The sequence below is a fragment of the Mesorhizobium sp. WSM4848 genome (assembly GCF_055811375.1).
In genome coordinates, this window is record NZ_JBVVPX010000008.1 from 142,290 (window position 1) to 160,622 (window position 18,333).

Sequence of the window (18,333 nt, forward strand, 5' to 3'; positions counted from 1 at the left end):
AGCGGTTCGATGCGCGGGAGCGATGTGTTCATGGAGCAGCTGTTCACGATGAAGCGGTTGGAGGATTTCGTTCCAGCCGATCATCCACTGCGCCCGATCCGGCTGATGGTCAATGAAGCGCTGGTGCGGCTAGACAGACGCGAGGAATGACAGAAACTCTCCGTAGGACTTCGACAGGTTCAGGCCATTGAAGCTCGTTATTGAGTACCAACCAGGCGGTGCCGGAATTGATTGCAGATAGGGTTGCCGGAGTTGATGTTCGAGCACCAGGCCATGGTATGGGGGTGCCACAGGTCGCCGCGAGCAGCACGGTCTTGCCCGTCAGCGCACGATAATCGACGACATCGAACAGGTGTTTGAGGCACCGGTGTAGGATGCTCGATAGACAGGCGTTCCGACCACGAGCAGATCGGCCTTCTCGACGCGCTGGATGATCCCTTCTCCGGATGCACCGAGTGCGTCGCGGGATAGCCCGGCGAAAAGCGAGGGTGTCGCCTCGGTAATCTCGATCGGACCGGTGTCCGCCGGCACGCGCAACGCGACCGCCTTGACAAGCGCGTTCACCACCGCGGTGGTGCGGGGTGGCGTGTGTTTACGCCGCCCGATATTCCGAGAACCGACGTCCCTGGGAAAGACGGGCTGTTAGCCGCGTGGCAACGGGGCAAGCTTCAAAGCGCACGCAGATTCGCGCGACGAGCTAGTTCGTACCGACCGGCTCGGTGACATAATCGTCGGCGCCGAGTTCGAGGCCCGAGACGATACCAGCCTCGTCGGTGCGGCAGGAGAGGATGAACATCGGAATATCGAAGCCCGCCGTGGCGCCATTTTCGGTTTTGTGGGCTTGAACGTGCCTTCTGGGACCGCCGATCAGTTGACGATCGTCGCCTCCGTTGCGTTGCGCAGTTCGCTTTCGGTTACGCCATTGGCCACCTCCACCAGCCTCAGGCCTCCTTCAACGACATCTAAAACGCCAAGGTTCGTGATGATTCTGTTGACAACCGATTTGCCGGTCAGTGGCAGAGTGCACGCCTTCAACACTTTGGAGTTCCCCGGCTTGTTGGTGTGGTCCATGACCACGACGACGCGCTTGACCCCGGCGACCAGATCCATTGCTCCACCCATGCCCTTCACCAGCTTTCCGGGGATCATCCAATTCGCTAAGTCACCGTTCTCGGCTACTTCCATGGCGCCGAGGATAGCCATGGCGATCTTGCCGCCGCGGATCATTGCAAAGCTCTGCGCCGAGTCGAAGAAGGCGGAATCTGGCAGTGCGGTCACCGTTTGTTTGCCGGCATTGATAAGATCGGCGTCGATCTCCTCCTCGGTCGGGAATGGACCAATACCAAGCAGGCCGTTCTCCGACTGCAGCGTTACATGGATGCCGTCCGGAATGTAATTGGCGACCAACGTGGGAATGCCGATGCCGAGATTGACGTAGGTGCCGTCTTCAAGTTCTCGTGCAGCCCGCGCCGCCATTTGGTTTCTGTCCCAGGCCATTTTTTCTCTCCCCTCAAGCCGCCGCACGCGTCGTGCGTTGTTCGATCCGTTTCTCATGCTCGCCCTGGACCAAGCGATGCACGTAGATCCCCGGCAGGTGGATCTGATCGGGATCGAGGCCGCCAACAGGAACGATCTCCTCGACCTCCGCGACGCAGATGTTGCCGCAGGTCGCCGCCGGAGGATTGAAGTTGCGAGTTGTCTTGCGGAATACGAGATTGCCGGACGTGTCAGCCTTCCAGGCCTTGACTATCGAGAGATCCGCGACGATGGCGGTCTCGAGCACATACGTTTCGCCTTTGAAGGTCTTATGCTCCTTGCCGTCGGCTACAACCGTGCCGACACCTGTCTTCGTGTAGAACCCTGCGATACCGGCACCACCGGCACGCATTCGTTCGGCGAGCGTTCCCTGCGGGTTGAACTCAAGCTCCAGCTCTTCGCTCAGATACTGGCGCATAAGCTCGGCGTTCTCGCCGACATAAGACGAGATCATCTTCTTGACTTGCCTCCTCCTCAACAGGACACCAAGCCCGAAGTCGTCGATGCCGCAGTTGTTCGAGGCTATCGTAAGGTCCTTGGTACCAGCTTGCATAACAGCGCTGATCAAAAGCTCGGGAATACCACAAAGGCCAAAGCCGCCAGCCGCTATGCACATTCCATCGAACAAAAGCCCTTCAAGTGCCGAAGCAGGGCTGCTAAATACTTTTTGCACGTCATCACTCCGATCCAGCTTTACCAGGTGGGCTCACCGTCATCGCAACAGTCGTCGCACGGCCAACCCGTCCGCGAAGGGCACATGGAAAACTTTCCGCAACGGCTTGATGCTGCTTCGTGAGAGCCACTTTCTTTGTTGCCCGACCTACATGCTGGTCGTTTTCTGATCACCTTGACTTCGGGTTCACGCCGCCTGCGGCTCCGCCAGATAGTCGTGAACAACTGTCCCGAGGCCGAGTGTCAGATCCGCGATGAAATGGGCGGCTGAAACGACCTCCAGAACCGGCAGTTCTGCAATCGGCGCGAGTGCATGCGACCGTAAGTCCAAGCCTGCGGGAGCACCCCATGCGCCCTTCAATGTCACGTCCTCCATCTTAAGGCGTACCAACTCGCAGACGCGCAGGCTGCCATCGACATGCGGAATAATCTTCAGGAGGAATGTCGGCTGACACAGCGAGGCCAGCACCTCGCTGTGGTCGAGCGCCCAATGTTTAAAGCCCATGGTGCCTGTTGCGATCCGGACCGGGCCGTAGTCGAGGGTGCCGACCAGTGTGTCTCCATAGACCTCTAACGCAGGATGTGCATATTTCTTCGGGAATCCCCACAACTCACGGCCACCCAAAATTGGCGGTCCGTCGTCCAAATACATGGCATGCGAATAGCCGCCGATCACGTCGTTAAATCTAACGGGAATGACCTGGCCGGACTCAATATAGCTCCCGAAACCCGCAGAGTCGGGCATTCGAATGAACTCAAACTTTACCAAGGGGTCATCGAATTCGAGTGGCTGAGGGACTAGGGCGCGTAGCCGGTCGGGGTCCGTCCGGTAGGTGATGATAAGGTACTCGCGGTCCACGAAGCGATATGGCCCCGTCGGGTAGGCGGGGCTTGTCAGCGGCATGGAATAGGCTTGGGCACGCACATCTTTGGATTTCAAGGCTTGTACCTCCCCGGTGAGCGCTGCATCCCGGATAAGGACGCTTCACTGCTAAGATCTGCATGAACCTCGCAAGGAGAATGCCACGCCGGTAATACCTTGATTAATTGATATCTTTTCAGGTTTGCTACAACGGCCGCTCAGCTATTAGGTCTTGATATGTCCTTTTTTGTAAGCATCCTGCCATTGCGCCATCGGCGACACAGGCATCGCCCATGGCTTGTGTATATGCGCGAGTTTACCGAGGCTTCGAAATAAGCACCGACCGGCTCGAGCACCTCTGGGCACCATTCCTGTCCAGATTTATCCCGTTCCACGGGGGCGCATCAATGCCAGTTGAGCGAATTACAAACAGGTTCGACGCAAACAAGCATTCACCGGCGGTGCGGAGTCACCAGTAGGGAGTCGCTGATCAAGGCCATTGCCCCCCCGGCACACTGCAGGTAGTGCAAGTCGGGTGACTTGAAACAAAACGGCGCCCGAGTTGATCAGGGATGGGGCAGGGAACGCACCACCTGCCGGGCCGGCTTGTCCTGCCGCTCACCCTGATACGAGACCTGGCGCAGGCGATTGTCTTCCGTCCAGGTGAGATAGGTGACCTCGACCACCACTTCAGGCCTGACCCAATGCACGCGCGACAGCTCAAGCGGCGAGCCAAACCGGCTCTCGCGCGGCGGCGCGACGTCGAGGGGCATTCGAGCTGTCTGAAGTGGCCCAAGCCGGCGAGCCAATCGCTTGAGCTCTGCAACCGTGATGCCCGTGCCGACGCGGCCCGCGTACAACAGACGACCATCATCGGTGTAGTAGCCTAGGAGCAGCGAGCCGATATGTGGCCGGCTTCCAGTCGGATCGGTCCAGCCGACGACGATGAATTCCTCTCTGTTGAGACACTTTGACTTGACCCATAGGCCGCGATTGCCGGATGCATAGGCGCTGTCGATCCGCTTTGAGATAGCGCCCTCGAGTGCAAGCCGGCAGGCGTGCTTGCGGAACGCAGGCCCGTCGCCGATCACGTGATCGCTGAAGCGCAGGCCGGGCATGTCGGTCGAAAACAGGCCTTCCAGTCGCGCCTTGCGGTCGATGAGCGGCAGCTTCGCAATGCTTTCTCCGTTCAGGAACAGAAGATCGAAAGCAAAGAAGGCAAGATCGCCCGTGCGGCCCTCATCCATAGCGGCCTGCAGACGGCTGAAGGAGGTGACGCCGTCTGCCCGAACGGCGCACAGCTCCCCGTCGAGATATGCCTCTTTCACCGGGAGCGCGCGGAGGGCCGCTATCGTCGCTTGATAGCGATGCGACCAATCGAGGCCGGTGCGGGTGAGCAAGCGGATGTCGCTGCCGTCGATCCGCGCGTGCATGCGGTATCCGTCGTACTTGATTTCGTGAAGCCAACCGGGGCCGTCGGGCGCTTCGTTGACCAGGCGCGTCAGTTGAGGCTCGATCCATTTCGGCGGATGCGTTCTATTCGGCTTTGCCGGATTCACCGTCTTCCACGCCAATTCAGATGAAGCGTCGCCATGCGGGCCAGACTACCACATGATGACGGTACATCAGTTGCAGCTTCTATCGGAAATCGCGGCTCTTCACCTTGATGCTGCCGATGCTCGTAGGGATCTTATCCCGAGCCGGCAACTATGCCGATTAAGCTGCCTGAACCACGGGATTTTTGATAAGAACGGCCGCGCTCGCTCGGCATAGTATTCTGCCTCCTTGCAACAACACAAAGGAGCGCAAAATGACCAACACCATTAATCTCTAAAGCCGCCAGCTGTTGGGTGGATCTTTCGAGACAATGTCGATGGTTTTACCCAGGAAACGCCTTCGCAATTGCGATATGAAATTTGTGCATTGCAATATCTGCGGCGATCGATATGATCATGTTGTCGGCCATCTACTCCTCCCAGATGCGATGCTGGCGCTGAGTGCGGCGCACCTCCTCCCGCGCTGCATTTCAAATCGGGCCCACTGCCACCTCCTCCCGGCAGTGGGCTTTTTCTTTGTATGAGCGGCAATTTGGCGGCCAACGTATTGGCTTCTAGGCGAGGCGAATGCTCCGGACTTCCAGGCCTTTCTTGCCCTGCCCGCATTCGACAAACACTTTCTGTCCCTCCACCAACACGCTGAGCCCTGAGCGGTTCAACGCGGTGGCATGAACGAAAACGTCCTTCTCACTGTTATCGGGAGCAATGAAGCCGAAGCCTTTTTCGGGATTGTACCACTTGACCGCGCCCTCGCTCTCCAGCTGCGCACCACCCTTCCCGGCGATGGACCCCTCAGCAAGGCGCGCATCTGCCGGCGTTTTCACGATCTGATCGCTGATCTCCAGCACGTGCACGACCTGACGACCTCTTGGACTTTCTTCAAACGCGACCTTGAGACGTGTCCCCTCGGCAACAGCGCGGCTTCCGGCAGCCTCCAACACTCGGATGTGGAGATAAGCCTCCGTGCCATCGGACAGTTTGACGAAGCCGAAACCCTTGCTGGTATTGAACCAGATCACCTCGACGTCGACGGGCTCTGCCGTTACGGTCGCCGGGCGTTGAAAGTAGCTCGGTTCGGAAGTCCGTTCCGAAAAGGAAACCGGGTCATCGTCATACCGACGCCTGCGTGGCTCGCGTTGGTCTCTATACTTGCCCATGATCGTCTCGACTGAAATGGCGCGCGCACTGCGCTAGCTGTTCAGGATAATCTCCATCGGGCGACGCCTTTGTGTCAAATGGCCTGCGACTGAAAAAAGATGCAACAATGCCTATATTGGCGATGAACCCAAACTCAGGAGGTCAGAGACCATGACGACCGAACGCGCTGTGCTTGCAGGCGGCTGCTTCTGGGGTATGCAGGATCTGATCCGCCGCTACCCCGGCGTGATTTCCACCCGCGTCGGCTACACCGGCGGTGAGGTGCCTAACGCTACCTATCGCAATCATGGCAGCCACGCCGAGGCGATCGAGATCGTGTTCGATCCAGACACGATCAGCTATCGCGATCTGCTGGAATTCTTCTTCCAGATCCATGATCCAACGACGCGCAACCGCCAGGGCAACGATGTCGGCGCGAGCTACCGCTCGGCGATCTTCTATACAGACGACGAGCAAAAGCGCGTTGCGGAAGACACCATCGCCGATGTCGAAGCATCCCGGCTTTGGCCCGGTAAGGTCGTGACCGAGGTGGTGCCGGTCAGCGATTTCTGGGAGGCCGAGCCGGAGCATCAGGACTATCTCGAGCGGTATCCCAATGGCTACACCTGTCATTTCCCAAGACCAAACTGGAAGCTTCCGGCGCGAGAGGAAGTTCGCCGCGCGGGGTAGGCCGCCACACTTTCCAACTCCTTCTCGGCCAGTTCGCCGAATCCGTCGGGGACAGATCGCGGACCGTCCAGCGCTGTGGCGGCATAGCCCACCGCGTCACGTCCAAAGCGGTCGCGATTAATTCACTGACGCTGCCGAGAACATGATAGCCCAAGCCCGCAGGTCGAGAGTCTCGTCTCAAATGCAGTTAATTTGAGAATCAGATCACCTGGATTCTCACAATTAAATGCCAAGGCTCAACCAAATCGCCGCATCCACAATTAGCGGTTCTTCCTCAAATTGTGTGGCGCGGTGGCAGCATTTGTGCTCTCAGCAGTTCGGGGCCTGCCCTGCCGTACATTGCGCGCTTGAGGGTCTTGAGGCGGTTGATCTGACCTTCGGCCTGTCCGTTGCTCCAGGGCAGCTCGATGGCGTTGTTGACGGCATCGATGTCTCTGCGCAAAACACGGGCGAATCGCATGATCGGAATGATGTCGGAGTCGATTGCATCGTCGATCCAGGGGTCCAGTGTTTCCGACCTCTTGCTCCGAAGGATACCGTTGAAGCGCATTGCCAGGCGTCGCATCTCGGCGAATGCGTCAGATCCCTGCTTCAGGGCGTCGACTTTCCTTGCTTGTCGAGGCGTCAGCAGGCCTCTTGGCTTAATGCACAGCGCCGCGGCAACAACTGGCGAAATCGCGTGGCCGGTATCCGAACCTCGAACGGGTCCCAAGCTGATCGCCACCGAAGGAACATCATCGGCGCGCACTCTTTTCGGCCCACCGCCAAGCTTCCAGCAGTCGCTCCAGATTGGAGAAGCTGCCGGTGTAGCCGCGCTGCTTGACATCATGAAAAAGATGCCGTCCGCAGCGGTTCCCTTCCTTCCAGCATTGGGCAATGAACGTTTCAAAGCACCATGGTGATGTGGGGTTCAAATGCTGCTCGCCGCCTATCTGGCGGAGCCTTGAACTTGAGCCACTTCGCTACGCTGCGAACTCATCGCCGGTCCGTCGGGCGATCGCGCTGTAGGATAGACCCTCCTGGTGTAAGGCGTGGAGCATCTCGAATATCTCCTGGCGAGACTGCCTATGCCCGAGACGGGCACGCCGGAGATGTGTCGCAGCGTCGACAATAGCGTCCTCGGACAGGATGGATCTTCCTGAAGCACGTCCACTAAGGCTCATCTGTTCCTCGATTGCCGTACAAAGATTCTGGACCACATGAAACCGGTCGGCCGCCTGGTGAGCCTGCGGTGCGCCTTCACGGACGGCCCTGCGCATATAGGCCGCAGCGGTCTCGGCTGACGATACCTCGACGGAGGGATGATCCGCAGCCACCTGGCTGCGCTATCGACACTCCGATCATCGAGAATGTCGACGACCGAGTGACGCTCGAGATCAACCATGATAGTGCCGTATCGCGTCGCTCGCCGCCAGCTCCAGTCATCGATGCCAACCATCCGAATCTCGGAGGCGCGGTGAGTAACCGCGGCATCCCGCTTCAGTTGCCGCAGGATGGTGTCGTCACTGACCGGCATGCCGAGCCGTTGCATGAGGCGTTAGCCAGGACGTCCATCCGTGCTATGGCCGAGCAAGCCGACAATCTCCACGACCCTCGTCGTCCTGCGCGCATAAGGGGAAGCAAACGTCGGGAGTCGATCAGTGAACGTTTGTCGCTCACATTTCTGATGTGCACATCGCCAGCGGCTCAGCGGGAGCTTCACCGTCACGGGCTTGCCCTGGACCGGCAGATCCTGAAGGCTGCGGTTGGACCAGCCATGCCGACTTCGGCTTCGCCGGCCGCAATCGGGGCAAATGCCGATCGCTGGTCCGGCAGCGGAAACAACCCAACTGTGATCATCAGTGAGCCCGACACCCAGAATTCTGACGCCTGGGCCGGGCGACCATTTCGATTCCGTTCGCATGCCCGCCCATAGCGATAGCTTCGCTAACAGCGGATGAACCACACAAATTGAGAAAGACCCGATTAACTGCCAAGCGACAAAAGCCTTTAATCCGAGCGTGGCGCAGACTGGGGACGCCGAGTTCGTATGCGAAGCGGGGCGAACCGGCAGCCGGATAACTGGCAATTTGGGCGTAGGCACGTTCGAGCTGCTCGACCAGGCTGATAGCGACCCGTCGGCCAGCTGTTTCGAGATAGTCTTCAACGGCCTTGTCAACGTCCTCGCGCACTTGCTCACGCGGAATAACCAGCTTCGCCGTCACGCTTTAGCGCGGCTTTGAATGCGATCGCGCAGGTTTTCGAAGTAGCGGTCGTCGATCGGCTCGGTCGGCGGCGATGATGCACCGTCCATGAGCAGGCCGCGCAACTGTTCGCGATCCCGATCACGCCGGATCAATTCGCGAACGTACTCGCTGCTTGTGCCGTATCCTCGTTCGGAGACCTGTTGGTCAATGGCAAGAATGACGTAGCCGTTACACCTTCACCACATATTCCGGCTTGAGCGGCGGGATGTCGCCTTCGACATTCACCCAACAAGGAGCGACGGGGATCACGCGGCCGTCTGCCAGGGTCCGCAGGTGACTTCGCCGCCAGTGAGGGGCAACGGTCCAGCCGGTGGAGCCCCGGGGTTGCGACTTGGCAACATGGCTTGCACGCACGTCAATGACGATCATGGGCGCGATCGGGACCTTTCCTTTTTGCTCGCGCTGCTTGTTGAGCCGAACCGGAGCAGGTTCTTCGCGGCGTATTGCCTGCGGCGTGGAGAGGGCACCGAGAAGGGCGGCGACGACGCCGAAACCGTTGTCCGTCAGAAGGGCGCCGGTATCGGTATCGGCGTGGCTGATCAGGACACGCTTGTGATCGCCGATGATCTTGTGACCCGACTGGTTGACGAAAACGAGACTGGAGCGGTTTTTCGTTTCGAACATCACACGTGTGGAGAGCGCGATGACTTTGCCGTCGAGTTCGCTCGTGACGCGCTCGCAGAAAGCAGCCAAATGGACGGTTTCATCGAGAATTTTTTGGCACCAGGAGACCCAAAAGAAGGCGTGCGGGATCGGAGCTATCTCCGCGTCCCATAGCTGGTTCGAGAAGTCGATGAAGACCTGCAGGGTGTCGTCGGCCGTGTCGGGATCGATGAAGCTGAAAGAAAATTCGACGGTCTCTGTCGAATGTTTCTCGATGAAATGGGCGAGCTGCGCCGGCTCGTCGGCGGGCCATGGTTCGAGTGAGCGGAACTTCCCGCCGCGAAAGTATTCAAGTGCCGTGTGTAGTCGCATCGTGCAGCATAGGGGTTTGAGAAGATCGAGAGGGAGATGGCGGGAGTGCTCAAGGATCCAATGTTGGAGCCTTTTACCAGTTTCCTTCGGCGTTCTCTTGGTAAATGTCGAGCGGCCGGATTTCGAAGACAGGCCCGATCTCGCGCATCCGGGGGAGCGCTTTTTCTTTCGCAGCCTTGTATTCGTCGGTGTCCATGCCGAAGGCCTCGACGACAAGGTTCACGGGCTCATAGTTGCCGTAGGTTGTCTCGAGCACGAAGTCCGGGCGGCAGAGCCCCGAAGGCGTTTCCCGTGCAAACAGCGGTTTGGTGATCTTGATGCGCAATTGCGGCGCGGCTTCGAAGAGCGAGCGCTGCAACCAGAATAGCATCTGCGAAAACGTCGCGTTCGAAGCCGGATTCGACGGGAAACAGAGTGTCGCCGTTGTAAACGGGCTGCGAATAGGCCTGAATTGCCCTGGTCGGGCCTTGGTCATTCTCCTGAAAATCGGCATTGAGGATCGTGAGAAACGGACCGCGGCTGGCCGGATCGCCGCGCAGCGGCTGGCGCACTTTGGAGTTGACTTCGATCTTGCGCGCGTTCGAGGCGGGCGAGACGGCTCTGGCCGAGACGGTCGACCGCCAGTCCGGCGACGTCTTCCGGCGATCCGACCCGCCCCAGGGGGATGCGGCCCGCATGCCTTGCTTCGGTTTCCTCCTTCGGGCGGCCGTGCATGGGCGTGTCGATGATGCCGGGGGCGACGCAATTCACGTTGACGCCGAGGGGCGCGCATTCATAGGCGAGAAGTCTTGTGAGATGGTGGACGGCGGCCTTGGAGAAGCAGTAGTCGGCCCCGCCCGCCTGATAGTTGAATGCGGCGCCCTCCGAGCAGGCCGATGGAATCGACCTCAGCCGCGATCAGCCGGCTGACCAGTTTCCGTAGCGCGTTAACGTCGACCCGGCCGGAACGATCGGCGGGGGTGATCGGAAAAGCAGACAGGCCGTTTGCGAAAAATCATGGTTCAATTCCTCGATCGGTGGGGGCGAAACCCGGCCAGTAGTGGCCGTCAGGCGTCGGCCGCTTGCCAAAGATGGCCTGACCGACGCGCACGACAGTGGCGCCTTCCTCGATGGCTTCCTCGAAGTCTCCGGTCATACCCATGGAGAGCCCGGTGAGCGCGGCGTTGTGCTTCACGGCTTTGTCCCGCAGCCGGCGCAGCAGAATGAAGCAAGGCCGCACCTTGGCCATGTCGGAGGAAAACAGCGCAAGTGTCATCAACCCGCATGGCCGGAGACGGGGAAACTGATCAAGGGTCTCCACGAAGCGCAGCAGTGCGTTCGGATGAAGGCCGAACTTGCTGTCCTCGCCAGACGTGTTGACCTGCACATAGACGTCGAGGAAGCGATCTTCGCGGTCCAGCCTCGTGTTCAGAAGGTCGGCGAGCCGCAGGCTGTCGAGCGCATGAAACTCACGCGCGAAGCGGGCCAGATATTTGGCCTTGTTGGTCTGCAGATGTCCGACGATGCTCCAGTCGATGGCGAGATCGTGAAGCGCCTCGCTCTTTGTCATTGCCTCCTGGATCTTGTTCTCGCCGAAGGTGCTGATGCCGACGTCGAAGGCATATCGCAGGATATGGGCCGGCACCGTCTTGGTGATCGGCAGCAACCGCACGGAGGCACGGTCGCGCCCGGCCCGTGCGCAAGCAAGCGTGATGCGCTCTTCAACCGACGCCAGATTGGTGCGGAAGGTGGTAAGGGGATCAGGCCCGAAGCGTTCGACGTCCTCGGGCGAAAGCGGCAGATTGTTCGTGCCCATTGTGATCTGCCCCTGTCGTAGACAAGCTCGTTGGCCTTGAGCCGCGTGTAGCCGATGCCACTAAGAAACACGAGGCTCTTGTCGGGCGCTGCATAGATGGTCCGATCCGCCGCCGTAGCGGCGGCAGACAATGTGCAGACGGTGGCGAAAGCAAGAATTGCAACTGATGATGTGCAGCGATTCATGGGGCGGCTTCCTTGGCCCCCCAGGGATCGGGATAGCCCGTTTGTGATTTTCCGTTAAACGTCGGCGGCTCTCAGCGCCTGTACGCGGGGAGTTGTTTGTCGCGTCGACCATTCCTGGGCATTGGTGCAAAGACGTTGAACTCCGATGCGATGTCGAGGACGGCTTTGGTCATTGCCCTTTGTCTGGTGCGCACCGCGCTCGTTGCCCGTTCTACATGGGTGGCGGTAGGCTGCCTTGAGCTGGATCAGTTTTAGGGCGAACGGCCTGGTTGAACTCCGGCTCGCGACCCCGTTGCGGGGCCAATTGCAGTGGCGTCGGCAAACGATGAGGATGTGGAACGGTCGGAGACGAAGTCGAGCGATCACCACTGCTTAAGACTCGGCGGTACCAGCATCGGCACGGCCGCGGGCGGTCAGCTTCTCGCGATAGAACCGAAGAGCTCTTGTGGCAATCTCGTCGCCCATTCCCACACATTTGCGACGGAGGCGGCGAAAGCCGAGATTTGTCTAACGCGAACATGCCCGCTCTCTACGACAACAGCCAAGCATTGCGAGCAGCGCGGAGCCGTGACGAACGACCTTCCAGTCGGCTTATCTCTCCTCGGAACTGTCGGCAATGTGGCCGCCGGTCTGCCGCCGCCACAGGCGGGCATACAGGCTGTCGCGTTTGAGTAGCTCCGAGGGGGAGCCCTCCTCAACGATGCGCCCTTTGTCGAGCACGACGATCCTGTCCATGCTGGCAATCGTCGACAGGCGGTGGGCAATGGCGATCACCGTCTTGCCCTCCATTATAAGCTCGAGTTTTTCTTGGACCGCCGCCTCGGCTTCACTGTCCAGGGCAGAAGTCGCCTCGTCTAGAAGGAGGATTGGCGCGTCCTTAAGCAGCACCCGAGCGATGGCGACCCGCTGACGCTGGCCGCCAGAAAGCTTCACCCCGCGGTCACCGACGAAAGCATCGTAGCCGGTGCGGTTTTCGCTGTCCTTGAGATCGGCCACGAAACAGTCCGCATCGGCCAGCATTGCGGCGCGTTCGACCTCCTCCGGCGAGGCATCCGGCCGGCCGTAACGGATATTGTCCCCGACAGAGCGATGGAGCAACGAGACATCCTGGGTCACGACCCCGATATTCTGACGCAGGCTTGCCTGCGTCACCGAACGAATATCCTGGCCGTCGACGACGATTGCGCCATCGTTTACGTCGAAGAACCGCAGAAGCAGGCTGACAAGCGTTGACTTGCCGGACCCCGACATGCCGACGAGCCCGACCTTCTCGCCGGCGCGGACCCTGAGCGATAGATTCTCGATTACCCCTTTTCCTTGCCGGTATTCGAACCGGATATCTCTGAACTCGACCGCGCCGGCGACAACGGCCAGCGGCCTGGCTCCGGAGACATCGGTTACCGTTGAAGGCGTGGTGATGACCGGCATCGCGTCGCGTATCGTGCCCACAGCCTGGAATATCTGCTGTCCTAGCTGGAGAAAGGCCAGGGAGTTGGCGTTGAGCCGCTGAACGAGTGCGATTGAAGCAACAAATTGGCCGGTGGTGACAAAACCGGCCACGAGTCCCCAGAGCCCGACGGCGATGTTGGTCAGCGAAAGAAGTACGTTCAGCAGGACGACGCTGGTGTCGCTTGTTAAGTGGATGCGCCGTTCAAGCTGTTGCGTCTCAATGGCATCTCCCATGATGGTGCGCATTGCGTCCGCCTCGCTGTCTTCGGCCGCAAACAGCTTGACCACGTGGATGTTGCTGTAGAGGTCGGTCATGGCGCCGACGACGAGGCTGCGAGCGCGGGCAGAGTGGCGGGACCGCACGGCAAAATATGGCACTGCCACAACCGCGACTGTGACGTTCGCCACGATCCAAAAAAAGACCGGAAGCGCCAGCGGCCAGGACAGCGTGGCAAGCAGCGAAAGCGAACCGAGAAACTGCACGAGAAAATACGGTATGCTGGAAGACGCTACGACGATCTGCTGCTGCACGGCGGCGGCGAGTTGCGAAATGCGCGACGCCACCTGGCCGGCGAAGAGATCGTGGAAGAATGCAAGGTCCTGACGTTCGACCGCCTTGTAGCCATGCCATTGCATAGCCGCGGGCATGCATACGGACACTGCCTGGGACCCCAATGTCTTGGCGATGAACATCAGCAGCGGTTGCACGGGGAACATCAGCAGGCCGAGGAACGTGAGCATAGGCCAAGCTTCCTCAAGGAAAACCGCCGCACCGTTCGTGCTCACCCCGTCCACAATGATATACATGCCCCAGATCACCGCGAGGTTGATTCCCTCGACCGCCATCATGAAGACGGCGATGGCCGCCAGCACGCCACGGAACATGCGTGCGAAATGCAGAAGCAGCGCAAACGGACCTGTTGCCGGCAAAGGCGCGTAGGGGATATCCAGCGGGCGGATAAGCGTCTCAAAGGGGCGATAGATGAAATGCGAAGGCGACATGGCGGGTCAAACCGGCTGATCAGAAGAATGGGTGGGCGCATCGGAGGAGTGCGAGAGCGCGCGCCCCCTTAACTGCCAAGCGCACGTTCCTCGTCTACACACAATGCGTTCCCGGCGCGCTTCGAGCGGACCACGCAAGGCTGAGGGGCGCACTTGAATGAACATGCGCGCTGTGGCCACGTTCGAGAGCTGCATGGCCCTCGTAGTGCTGGTGGACGGCTTGGCTGAAGGAGGCGCGATCTATGAGGAGGTGCCGCGGCTGGCTATAGCGGCCCAGCTCCCCAGGTGTGGCTGGGTTCATCGTCCTGTTCTGGCCGTCTCATTGCGGGCATCGAGCACGCTCCTGGTTGATTTCTCGGTCCTCCACGACGCCCTGCCGACGTCTCACTTACGAGATCAGCGCAATTTCCGTGCCGGATTTGCGCTCCGTTTCGTTCCACCGCTTGCTCGCCAGCCGGTGCCTGGCTGTAACGGCCAGCGGGTGGGGCTCCGACACTCTTGTTCAGTTTCGGACACAAAAAAGTCGCTATAGACATGCTCGGGAAGACCGGATGGAACATCGAGCATGTAATCGTCGCACCCGAGCCGAATTTCATCCTCACCGGCTCCCGACCAGGGCGCTTGCTGAAAAGAGCGCTTGCTGCGCCAGCCATGAGTTCGCGGTAACCGCCGCAACCTTTTTCTGATATCGACCTGCGGGTTCACGGAAGAAGCCGATCCCGCGCGTCGCGCGATCGAGCGACTGCCGATCATCTGCGGGGAGGGCATTCCCTCACGACCTGATCTTTGAATCGGACATTTCGGTCGAACGAGTGCAGGAGCTACTCCATGACGGCGTTTAGAAGCCGGGGTCGCCAGGCTGTCGCTGAAGATCGACCACGTTGCGAAAGAGCGGCAGTTTCGCCAGATCGAACTCGTCGAAGGTCGGGCCGTCGTGCTTGCTCACCGCGCGACGCACCGGTCCGATATTCTCCTCCAGCACGAAGATGCCGGTCGCCTCGCCAGGGAGTTCAGCACCACTGCACTGATGCGACTGCAGTTAAAATGAAGAATCCGAGCTACGCCATTCTCGCAATAAACTGCTAAACCTGACTGAACGACTGCGTTCTCACTATTAACTGCCAAGCGACACTTCGTGGATTTCGCGCCGGAAGGCTTCCGAGCCGAGATAGCGGTGAGAAAAATGGTCTTGATTGCCTTGCCGAGTTGGGCCAGCGCCCTGTAGCTTGGGCGCTGCACGCTCGCCCGCGCAAAGCGGCGCAGGATCGATTCCGCATCGGCCGTGCGGTGCTGCAGGGCCGCCGCATATTTGATCAACTCGTCATACTGCTGCTCGATGAGGTTCCAGTCGATCGCCCGTGTCAAGATCGGCAGAAGGCTCGCGCGCCATTTCGGTGTCGGGCACCCCGCACTTCATCGGCAAGAGAACGGGCGACGGTTCCGGCCACGGTCGCCAACCATCTGGTGGCGCACCGCGACGGTCCGGCTCTTATGCCAGGGCGAACTGGGGAGCACATGCGCCCCCTGCCATGACGCACGCATCCAGAAGGAAGAGGTGAGAGGTTACGCGAAAGGGTGTGATGGAGTGGGAGGCGCATCGCGTTCGACCATCCGTGGATTCGGCAGCCTTGATTAAGGTCTGCGACGTCTGACCAAGGCCATCCATGGCGGAGTGCTCTCGCTGAGGTTAAAGGCAGCCTCTTCGGCTTCGTACCGGGTCAGCCCGGTGAGCGGCCGACCGTATCTCTCGGCGGGAAGCCCTGTCAGGCTATCGATCACAGACCACAGCCCTGGTTCCGACGGCAGAATCTTGTAGCGCCTCATCGAGCCCTCGCTTGCTAGAAGCACAGAGAACTCCCGCTTTACCGCAAAGTTCCGCAGTGCAGCATCAAAATGTTGCGACGCACTATGAGGGATGCAGTTCATATGACGGGCGGGGTCCTTTTGGCGCGCTGCCCGGCTGCCGGGTGCTGGTCGCCGGCCCGGCCGGCCTTGATAGGGCAGCTCTGGGGCTTCGACGTGTCACGCAACTCGGCGTTCCGGCTCGAGCGGCACGGCCAGCTCGTGTATGCGCGCATTGGGGCAAACCCGCCGGGCGATATCGCAAAGATGCTGGTGATGCGTCAGATAGATCTGACTGACCCCTTGTTTTTGCTCCATCTTTCTTAAGCCCGCTGCAGTTGTCGGGCCGGCTCTGGTCCTGCCGGCTGAGGCCGTGAATGCGCCTCAGACGCCACCGCCATGAAAGCCTGAAGTGCCGCAGAGAGATACTCGTCGCTCCGCGTCACAAATACAGTCGGCGCCGACCGCAGATTGTCAGGTAGCTGGTGTATGATGACCTGTCCGTCGGCTGCCGCATCCTGAACGACCCCCCGAGGTAGCATGGCCATCCCTACCCCGGCGGCGACGCAGCCGATGATCCCGTCCATTGTTCCGAGTTCCATCCAGCGGACATGCGTTACCCCACACGCCGCCAGGAACGTGTCCATGCGCCGGCGATAGGAACAGCCCGATCGAAAAGCGAGGACCTTCAGAGCCGGCGATGCGGCCAAGGCCTTCAGATCCGAAAGCTCGCGAAACCGCGGCGAGGAGACCACAACGAGCTCCTCTTCGACGATCGATAGGCTTTTGAGTTCGGGATGAGCGATGGGGCCGGAGACGAACGCGCCATCCAGTTTGCGTGCGACGACCTCGCTGACGAGCTGTTCCGTCGGGGCAGCCTCCACCAGTACGTCGACCTCTGGATATTCTGCAGCATAGCGGATCAGGATCGGCGGAAGGCGAAGCGCTGCAGTGGTCTCCATCGAGCCGATCCTGAGTAAGCCGCACGGCGTACCGCGGTCTGTGACGACGCGCTTGGCTTCGTCCAGAAGCTCTCCGACGCGCTCGGCATAGGGAACGAGCTGAATGCCGGTGGCTGTCAGTGTAACCCCTCGCCTGGAGCGATGAAAAAGCGGAGCACCGATTTCCTCCTCAAGCGATTTTATTCTCGCGGTGACGTTGGATTGCACCGTGTTGAGCACACCGGCAGCCCCTCCGATACTGTTTGCTCTCACCACCGCCTGGAAAAACCTGAGGTCGGCGCTGTTCATCGGCCATCTCCTTTTCAGATGAAAAACATCTGATCTAATCGTTTGTCTTAAGTCAAGTGTCGCAATAGCGTCAAAGAAAAATTTCCGGGAACTTCCTCAAGCTGGGAGAAGTATTGATGACGATACGAACGCGTCTGACAGAATTTTTCGAAATCGAGCATCCCATCATCCTTGCCCCGATGACCCCGGCCGCGGGTGGCGCGCTTGCGTCCGCCGTCGCCGACGCCGGCGGTCTGGGCCTGTTGGGTGGGGGATATGCTGATCGTCAATGGTACGAAACAGAGTCGTCGCTGATTGCCAATGAACGCGTTGGCTGCGGGTTCATCGCCTGGGCAGTCGAAGCCGACCTTGATCTGTTTGACCGCGCACTTGCGGAGCGTCCGTCCGCGATGATGCTTTCGTTTTCGGATCCGGCGAAGCTCGCGGCACGGGTCAAGCAGGCGGGTGTTCCGCTGATTTGCATGATCCACACACTCGAACATGCCCGGCGCGCAATCGACGTTGGCGCCGACGTTCTTATTGTTCAGGGGACCGAGGCCGGCGGCCATGGCCTGGTCGCGCGGTCAACCATGCCCTTCGTTCCCGCAGTCGTGGATCTGGTGGCAAAGATTTCGCCTTCTGTCATTGTCGTGGCGGCAGGCGGCATTGCCGACGGTAGGGGCCTGGCCGCTTCGCTGATGCTCGGAGCAGACGGGGTCCTGATGGGAACCAGGTTCTGGGCTACGCGCGAGTCGCTCATCCATCCGGCAGCCAAGGACAAGGTAGTCGCGGCCTCTGGCGACGAGACAATCCGGACTTCCGTCTACGATATCGTCCGTCAGAAGGCCTGGCCCGCTGGCTATACCGGCCGACTGCTCAAAAACGGCTTCATCGACAAGTGGCACGGGCGGGAAGAAGAGCTGCGCACGCTGCATTCCGAAGAATTGTCGAAGGTCGAGGCGGCATGGGCCTCCGGCGACTATGACACGGCCAACGTGACTGTCGGTGAGGCGGTGGGCCTCATCAACGATCTGCCGTCGGCGAAGGACATCGTTCGCCGAACGGTGCGCGAGGCAGACGAAAGACTTGGGGTCTACGCATTCGATCAGCGCATCGCGAGCTGACTTACCACGGCCCTGAAGAGAGGGCCGACTGCT

The 18,333-nt window shown here is 59.9% G+C and carries 16 protein-coding genes and 6 pseudogenes; 4 read left to right on the top strand and 18 right to left on the bottom strand.

The genetic code is table 11. The features are described from left to right. Positions 1-9: 9 nt before the first annotated feature. A pseudogene (locus AC0L16_RS10830) lies at positions 10-135 on the top strand (IS5/IS1182 family transposase); the annotation flags it as partial. Positions 136-321: 186 nt separating this feature from the next. Here the strand turns inward: AC0L16_RS10830 and AC0L16_RS10835 are convergent. The 7 genes and pseudogenes from AC0L16_RS10835 to AC0L16_RS10865 all read right to left on the bottom strand — a co-directional run bounded on the left by AC0L16_RS10835 (position 322) and on the right by AC0L16_RS10865 (position 5,783). After that, on the bottom strand, positions 322-564 hold the full coding sequence (locus tag AC0L16_RS10835; RefSeq protein ID WP_473498270.1) for an NAD(P)H-dependent oxidoreductase: 243 nt from the start codon (positions 562-564) through the stop codon (positions 322-324). A 136-nt stretch (positions 565-700) separates the two neighbouring features. After that, positions 701-830, bottom strand: a pseudogene (locus tag AC0L16_RS10840) (DNA-binding response regulator); the annotation flags it as partial. 37 nt (positions 831-867) lie between these two features. Continuing rightward, entirely contained in the window at positions 868-1,497 is a 630-nt protein-coding gene (locus AC0L16_RS10845) for a 3-oxoacid CoA-transferase subunit B (RefSeq protein ID WP_473498271.1), read from the bottom strand. A 13-nt stretch (positions 1,498-1,510) separates the two neighbouring features. Next, positions 1,511-2,209: a CoA transferase subunit A gene (locus AC0L16_RS10850; RefSeq protein ID WP_473498273.1), complete on the bottom strand. Its 699-nt coding sequence runs from the start codon at positions 2,207-2,209 to the stop codon at positions 1,511-1,513. A 186-nt stretch (positions 2,210-2,395) separates the two neighbouring features. After that, positions 2,396-3,148, bottom strand: coding sequence for an acetoacetate decarboxylase (locus AC0L16_RS10855; RefSeq protein WP_473498275.1), 753 nt, complete (start codon positions 3,146-3,148; stop codon positions 2,396-2,398). Between the two features lie 488 nt (positions 3,149-3,636). Then, entirely contained in the window at positions 3,637-4,629 is a 993-nt protein-coding gene (gene ligD / locus AC0L16_RS10860) for a non-homologous end-joining DNA ligase (RefSeq protein ID WP_473620665.1), read from the bottom strand. 551 nt (positions 4,630-5,180) lie between these two features. Next, entirely contained in the window at positions 5,181-5,783 is a 603-nt protein-coding gene (locus tag AC0L16_RS10865) for a cold-shock protein (protein WP_473498279.1), read from the bottom strand. A 151-nt stretch (positions 5,784-5,934) separates the two neighbouring features. Here AC0L16_RS10865 and msrA point away from each other — a divergent pair, with 151 nt between their 5' ends. Continuing rightward, entirely contained in the window at positions 5,935-6,453 is a 519-nt protein-coding gene (msrA, locus tag AC0L16_RS10870) for a peptide-methionine (S)-S-oxide reductase MsrA (RefSeq protein ID WP_473498281.1), read from the top strand. 274 nt (positions 6,454-6,727) lie between these two features. Here the strand turns inward: msrA and AC0L16_RS10875 are convergent. The 10 genes and pseudogenes from AC0L16_RS10875 to AC0L16_RS10920 all read right to left on the bottom strand — a co-directional run. Next, positions 6,728-8,356: pseudogene (locus AC0L16_RS10875) on the bottom strand (ISL3 family transposase). Between the two features lie 297 nt (positions 8,357-8,653). After that, positions 8,654-8,857, bottom strand: a complete 204-nt coding sequence (locus AC0L16_RS10880) for a ribbon-helix-helix domain-containing protein (RefSeq protein WP_473498207.1) — start codon at positions 8,855-8,857, stop codon at positions 8,654-8,656. Positions 8,858-8,867: 10 nt separating this feature from the next. Next, positions 8,868-9,674 carry an AcrVA2 family anti-CRISPR protein gene (locus AC0L16_RS10885; protein ID WP_473498183.1) on the bottom strand — a complete coding sequence of 269 codons (807 nt, stop codon included), beginning with the start codon at positions 9,672-9,674 and terminating at the stop codon, positions 8,868-8,870. 73 nt (positions 9,675-9,747) lie between these two features. Continuing rightward, a complete protein-coding gene (locus AC0L16_RS10890; protein ID WP_473498184.1) occupies positions 9,748-10,149 on the bottom strand; it encodes a hypothetical protein in 402 nt (133 codons plus the stop codon). Continuing rightward, entirely contained in the window at positions 10,146-10,565 is a 420-nt protein-coding gene (locus tag AC0L16_RS10895; RefSeq protein ID WP_473620696.1) for an SDR family NAD(P)-dependent oxidoreductase, read from the bottom strand. The genes AC0L16_RS10890 and AC0L16_RS10895 overlap by 4 nt, the downstream gene beginning before the upstream one ends. After that, a pseudogene (locus tag AC0L16_RS10900) lies at positions 10,537-10,653 on the bottom strand (dihydrodipicolinate synthase family protein); the annotation flags it as partial. The gene AC0L16_RS10895 and the pseudogene AC0L16_RS10900, both read right to left, overlap by 29 nt. A gap of 15 nt (positions 10,654-10,668) precedes the next feature. Beyond that, on the bottom strand, positions 10,669-11,469 hold the full coding sequence (locus tag AC0L16_RS10905) for a YggS family pyridoxal phosphate-dependent enzyme (RefSeq protein ID WP_473498186.1): 801 nt from the start codon (positions 11,467-11,469) through the stop codon (positions 10,669-10,671). Positions 11,470-12,245: 776 nt separating this feature from the next. Further along, a complete protein-coding gene (locus tag AC0L16_RS10910) occupies positions 12,246-14,105 on the bottom strand; it encodes an ABC transporter ATP-binding protein (RefSeq protein ID WP_473620666.1) in 1,860 nt (619 codons plus the stop codon). Positions 14,106-14,997: 892 nt separating this feature from the next. Next, positions 14,998-15,120, bottom strand: a pseudogene (locus AC0L16_RS10915) (phenazine biosynthesis protein PhzF); the annotation flags it as partial. 120 nt (positions 15,121-15,240) lie between these two features. Continuing rightward, positions 15,241-15,482: pseudogene (locus AC0L16_RS10920) on the bottom strand (Tn3 family transposase); the annotation flags it as partial. 549 nt (positions 15,483-16,031) lie between these two features. Here AC0L16_RS10920 and AC0L16_RS10925 point away from each other — a divergent pair. Then, complete coding sequence (locus tag AC0L16_RS10925; protein ID WP_473620667.1) at positions 16,032-16,274, top strand: hypothetical protein; 243 nt, start codon at positions 16,032-16,034, stop codon at positions 16,272-16,274. Here the strand turns inward: AC0L16_RS10925 and AC0L16_RS10930 are convergent. Further along, positions 16,271-17,197, bottom strand: a complete 927-nt coding sequence (locus AC0L16_RS10930; RefSeq protein ID WP_473620669.1) for a LysR family transcriptional regulator — start codon at positions 17,195-17,197, stop codon at positions 16,271-16,273. The two genes, AC0L16_RS10925 and AC0L16_RS10930, sit on opposite strands and share 4 nt — an antisense overlap. Before the next feature lie 116 nt (positions 17,198-17,313). Here AC0L16_RS10930 and AC0L16_RS10935 point away from each other — a divergent pair, with 116 nt between their 5' ends. Beyond that, positions 17,314-18,300, top strand: coding sequence for an NAD(P)H-dependent flavin oxidoreductase (locus tag AC0L16_RS10935; RefSeq protein ID WP_473620671.1), 987 nt, complete (start codon positions 17,314-17,316; stop codon positions 18,298-18,300). The last annotated feature ends 33 nt before the right edge of the window (positions 18,301-18,333 follow it).

What these genes read in the sequence shown, in the direction of transcription:
- AC0L16_RS10845 (WP_473498271.1), bottom strand. Translation starts at nt 1,497, where the DNA reads ATGGCCTGGGACAGAAACCAAATGGCGGCGCGGGCTGCACGAGAACTT.
- AC0L16_RS10865 (WP_473498279.1), bottom strand. Translation starts at nt 5,783, where the DNA reads ATGGGCAAGTATAGAGACCAACGCGAGCCACGCAGGCGTCGGTATGAC.
- msrA (WP_473498281.1), top strand. Translation starts at nt 5,935, where the DNA reads ATGACGACCGAACGCGCTGTGCTTGCAGGCGGCTGCTTCTGGGGTATG.
- AC0L16_RS10885 (WP_473498183.1), bottom strand. Translation starts at nt 9,674, where the DNA reads ATGCGACTACACACGGCACTTGAATACTTTCGCGGCGGGAAGTTCCGC.
- AC0L16_RS10890 (WP_473498184.1), bottom strand. Translation starts at nt 10,149, where the DNA reads ATGACCAAGGCCCGACCAGGGCAATTCAGGCCTATTCGCAGCCCGTTT.
- AC0L16_RS10905 (WP_473498186.1), bottom strand. Translation starts at nt 11,469, where the DNA reads ATGGGCACGAACAATCTGCCGCTTTCGCCCGAGGACGTCGAACGCTTC.
- AC0L16_RS10910 (WP_473620666.1), bottom strand. Translation starts at nt 14,105, where the DNA reads ATGTCGCCTTCGCATTTCATCTATCGCCCCTTTGAGACGCTTATCCGC.
- AC0L16_RS10925 (WP_473620667.1), top strand. Translation starts at nt 16,032, where the DNA reads ATGACGGGCGGGGTCCTTTTGGCGCGCTGCCCGGCTGCCGGGTGCTGG.
- AC0L16_RS10930 (WP_473620669.1), bottom strand. Translation starts at nt 17,197, where the DNA reads ATGAACAGCGCCGACCTCAGGTTTTTCCAGGCGGTGGTGAGAGCAAAC.
- AC0L16_RS10935 (WP_473620671.1), top strand. Translation starts at nt 17,314, where the DNA reads ATGACGATACGAACGCGTCTGACAGAATTTTTCGAAATCGAGCATCCC.